The 4144-nt window shown below is 62.8% G+C and carries 4 protein-coding genes; 3 read left to right on the plus strand and 1 reads right to left on the minus strand.

What is annotated here, in order from left to right:
* The first annotated feature begins 205 nt into the window (after positions 1–205).
* The 3 genes from rnk to EN750_RS21380 all read left to right on the plus strand — a co-directional run bounded on the left by rnk (position 206) and on the right by EN750_RS21380 (position 2563).
* Positions 206–628 carry a nucleoside diphosphate kinase regulator gene (gene rnk / locus EN750_RS21370; protein ID WP_127267089.1) on the plus strand — a complete coding sequence of 141 codons (423 nt, stop codon included), beginning with the start codon at positions 206–208 and terminating at the stop codon, positions 626–628.
* 14 nt (positions 629–642) lie between these two features.
* Positions 643–1185 carry a nucleoside-diphosphate kinase gene (locus tag EN750_RS21375; protein WP_245469536.1) on the plus strand — a complete coding sequence of 181 codons (543 nt, stop codon included), beginning with the start codon at positions 643–645 and terminating at the stop codon, positions 1183–1185.
* Between the two features lie 121 nt (positions 1186–1306).
* On the plus strand, positions 1307–2563 hold the full coding sequence (locus EN750_RS21380) for a D-amino acid dehydrogenase (protein ID WP_127397566.1): 1257 nt from the start codon (positions 1307–1309) through the stop codon (positions 2561–2563).
* 430 nt (positions 2564–2993) lie between these two features.
* Here EN750_RS21380 and EN750_RS21385 read toward each other — a convergent pair.
* Positions 2994–4144: phosphatidylserine/phosphatidylglycerophosphate/cardiolipin synthase family protein (locus EN750_RS21385; protein ID WP_145967815.1), on the minus strand; the 1151-nt coding region annotated here is incomplete at its 5' end.

A 4144-nucleotide genomic window follows, 5' to 3' on the forward strand; every position in this document is an offset into this window, starting at 1 on the left:
ATCAGAACCTTGTTCCGGGTCTGCCCGATCGCGGGATCGTAGCCCCGGCGCGGCCGCCTTTTGGCGTCCGTCCGAACCGGGGCATTTCTACCTGACATCATCATTCCCGAGCCAGACAGCTTCGCGGCTGCCGGCTTTCATCAAGCCACCGTTTGTGCGGCGGCAGGCGCGCGTCTGTTGGATGCGCCAAGTCATGAGGTTTGCCATGCAACATGCAACAGGATTGCGTCCACCGAGCCGGCTTCTGGTCAGCGATGCCGACCACCACCGGCTGACGGGCCTGGCGCGGGCGTCGCTCGACCGCGTGCCCGAGACGGCCGAAGAACTGCTTTCGGAGATGGACCGTGCCTTCGTGACGGCAGCGGCTTCCATGCCGGCCAACGTGGTGCGGATGGGTTCGACGGTGACAATCCGCAACGATGGCGGCCACACCCAGCGCATCACGCTGGTCTATCCCGGCGAAGCAGACATCAGTGAAAACAGGATCTCGGTGCTGACGCCGATGGGGACGGCGCTTATCGGCGCGTCGATCGGGCAGACAGTGTGCTGGAGCAGCCGTGGCGGCCGGGAACTGTCGGCGACCATCGAAGCGGTCGATGCGCCGGCCTGCGGGCGGGAAGGGTCCTGAGCATGGAGACGGCGATGACAGGCGCGAATTTCCGGCTGACGACGAAGGACTTCGCCGTCCTCGAGATCATGCTGGAGCGTTGGCGGGCTTTCGCGGATCCGATTGTTCCAATGCTTGAAGAGAAGCTTTCCAAAGCCGAGGTCGTCGCGATCGATTCGGTCGGATCCGATATCGTGACGCTGAACAGCAGGCTGGTGTTTCGTGTCGATGCCGGCCCTGCCGAGACCCGAACTCTGGTGCAGAATGAGGTGCGCGGTCCGGTCGGCTCCAGCCTGTCGATCATGACAAGGCGGGGGCTTTGCATGCTCGGCATGGCCGAGGGTCAGACTGCATGGATCGAACAGGCCGACGGCAGGCGGGAGTCGGTCCTGATCGCGACCGTGCTCTACCAGCCGGAGGCCGCGCGGCGTGCCGTCAGGGAGAAATCCCGAGACGAGGCGCGACGGCCGCATGGGCTCACCCTCGTCTACAGCGCCGCAGCCGATTGGCGGCCCCTTGGCGAAAGGGCCGGAATGCGGCAGACAGGGGATGACGACCCCGGTCCCACGGCGGCGTGAACAGGCAACACTGCACGATCCCGAAAGTCGGCATCGATTTTCGCTGGGGATCGTGCGCAAATCGGAAATACGGCCGCGTCCAGGCGTCCTCAAGGGCGTGCGGCGCGGCAAGGAGTGAACGATGAAGATCATGGTGCTGGGCGGCGGCGTCATCGGAGTGACCACGGCGTACTTTCTTGCCGAGGCCGGTCACGAGGTGACGGTTCTCGATCGCCAGAAAGGCCCGGCGCTGGAAACCAGCTTCGCCAATGCCGGCGAGATATCACCCGGCTACGCCTCGCCCTGGGCCGGCCCCGGCATTCCGCTGAAGGCGATCAAATGGCTGCTGATGAAGCATGGCCCGCTGGTGGTGCGGCCGGCCTTCGATCCGCATATGTGGACATGGCTGATCAAGATGCTGCGCAACTGCACGGCCGAGCGCTATGCGATCAACAAGGCGCGCATGGTTCCGCTCGCCGAATACAGCCGCGACACGCTGAAGGCGCTGCGCGAAGCGACCGGCATCGCCTATGACGAGCGCACCCAGGGCACGCTGCAATTGTTCCGTACGCAAAAGCAGCTCGACGGCACATCAGGCGATGTCGAGGTGCTGAAGAAGTATGGCGTGCCTTACGAGATCCTCGACCAGGACGGTTGCATCGCGGCTGAGCCTGGCCTTGCCGGGGTGCGCGAAAAGTTCGTCGGTGGCCTCAGGCTGCCGCACGACGAGACCGGCGACTGCAAGATGTTCACCGACAGGCTGGCCGAACTCTGTGTGGCCCGCGGCGTCAAGTTCGAATACGACGTGACGATCTGGCGCGTCATCCGCAGCCGCAACCGCATTGCCAATCTCAGCACCAGCAAGGGCTGGAAGACCGCCGATGCCTATGTGATGGCGCTGGGCAGTTATTCGGCAGGTTTCATGCGCCGGGTGAAGCGGCCGATCCCGGTCTATCCGGTCAAGGGCTATTCGATCACCGTGCCGATCAAGGACGCCGCGGCGGCGCCGGTGTCGACGGTGATGGACGAGACCTACAAGGTGGCGATCACCCGGCTCGGCGACCGCATCCGGGTTGGCGGTACGGCCGAGATTTCCGGCTTCGACCTCAGGCTGCACGAATCGCGGCGGCGCACGCTGGAACACTCGGTTGGCGATCTCTTTCCGGGCGCCGGCGCCATGCGGGATGCGACGTTCTGGTGTGGGCTGCGGCCGATGACGCCGGATGGTCCGCCGCTGATCGGCCGCACCGAGCTCTCCAACCTCTATCTCAACACCGGCCACGGCACGCTCGGCTGGACCATGGCTTGCGGCTCGGGCAAGGTTCTGGCCGACATTATCTCCAGCCGGGTGCCTGACATCGACGTCCGCGACCTCGCGCAGGAGCGTTATTTTCGGTAAGTCATGTGTTGGTCAGAATGGCGAGAGCGCGCTATCCTCCACTTATGAGGCGCTTCTAGCCATCTCCTACGGCTGAGTAGTCTGGCGCCCGATCCTGAGTGGTGCGATGATACGCGAATGGGTGCAGACTTCACTGAGAGAGAGTTGCGAGCGCGGCTAAACCAACTGGGTGCGCGCGTTGCAGAACTTAGGGCCGCAAGGCTGCCTCATCCTGAGGGAGAGCATATCGCAGGCGGCCCGCTTGGTCCGACAGACCCACTAGAGGCGGAGTTCCTAGAACGGTCAGGAGGATGGTGGGTCTCCAATCGCAACCCGGCGTTCACTTTCGTATCCCTCATGCTCTTTATTCGCTCGCTGCGTCGAACGCGCTAGTTGCCAGCCTGTTAGGACCATATCCCTGTCTCAATTTGGGTTGGTCAAATAATCGCCGTCAGAACGCCTGCCGGACCCAGTCTTCTTCGAACAGCAGCCGATAGGCCCACGGTATCGCTACATTGGTGGCGACCGGATTGGAGTGGGCGACATAGTCGTCATAGATCGGCTTCATCCTGGTGTAGAAGGCCGGATCGAGTACCATCATGCCGTTCTCACTGTCGTGGAAGAAGCTGCGGTTGTTGAGATTGACCGACGAGATGGCGACCAACCTTTCGTCGATCATCATGATCTTGGAATGCAGCACCACGTCAGGCGCCTTGAATTCGCGGATGTTGATGCGGTCGCCATATTTCTCGACGAACAGCTTGTTGAGCGCGGTGAGAAACTTGCCGCCGATATCGCCCTTGAGATCGATGCGGCCGACAATGTCGATCCTGACGCCGCGGGCGAGCGCCCGGTCAACAGCCTGGGCAAGCTTGGGCGTCAGGTTGAGGTAGGGATTGGCGATCTGGATATGGTGCTGGGCAGCGTCGACCAGTTCGACGAAATAGTCCTCCAGCGCATGGCCGTCCTCGTAGGGCACCGAAATGAAGTGTCGTGCCGTGCCTGACGGGCGGGCTCCGTCGGACCGGACCGGAATGGAGAAGGGGCGCGCCAGATTGGTGTCGGCGTCGCGCAGCCACACTGTCGAAAGATGCGCGGCAAGGGTCTCGACCGTGGCCGGATCGGCGAACTCGATGTCGAAGTCGCTCCAGTTCGAATAGTAGTTCAGCGAGAGCCCGTCGGTCTTGCCGTATTGCTCAAGATCGGGATAGCGCGACAGATCGATCGGCTGGTGGAACAGGAAGCCGTCATGGATGTTGCGGCCGCCGATGATGGCGCGCGACCGCCGTGGATCGTCGGCAAGCGTCGCCAGCATCTTGACGTGATGGACCTTGTGCAATTGTGAAATCTGCTCGTCGATCGGCGCGCCCCGGTCCGCCCGCCAGCGATATTCCTGCAGCTCGACATTGGGGAATTCGGCCGCCAGCCGATGCAGCATGGCGTCGTCCTTGTCGCGCTCCAGCACGTCGGTGACCAGGATGCGCACCTTGGTGCCGAGGGCCGCATGATGACGGATCAGCCGTTCGATGATGCGGCCGGAAAAGTCGGCTTTGAACTCCAGGGACGACAGATAGATCAGCTTCAGCCTTGGCGCCTTGGAGA

The sequence above is a fragment of the Mesorhizobium sp. M7A.F.Ca.ET.027.03.2.1 genome (assembly GCF_003999175.1).
In the GTDB taxonomy this organism is placed as follows: domain Bacteria; phylum Pseudomonadota; class Alphaproteobacteria; order Rhizobiales; family Rhizobiaceae; genus Mesorhizobium.

Coding starts and splice junctions, on each gene's coding strand:
- EN750_RS21380 (WP_127397566.1), top strand. CDS start 1,307: ATGAAGATCATGGTGCTGGGCGGCGGCGTCATCGGAGTGACCACGGCG.
- rnk (WP_127267089.1), top strand. CDS start 206: ATGCAACATGCAACAGGATTGCGTCCACCGAGCCGGCTTCTGGTCAGC.
- EN750_RS21375 (WP_245469536.1), top strand. CDS start 643: ATGACAGGCGCGAATTTCCGGCTGACGACGAAGGACTTCGCCGTCCTC.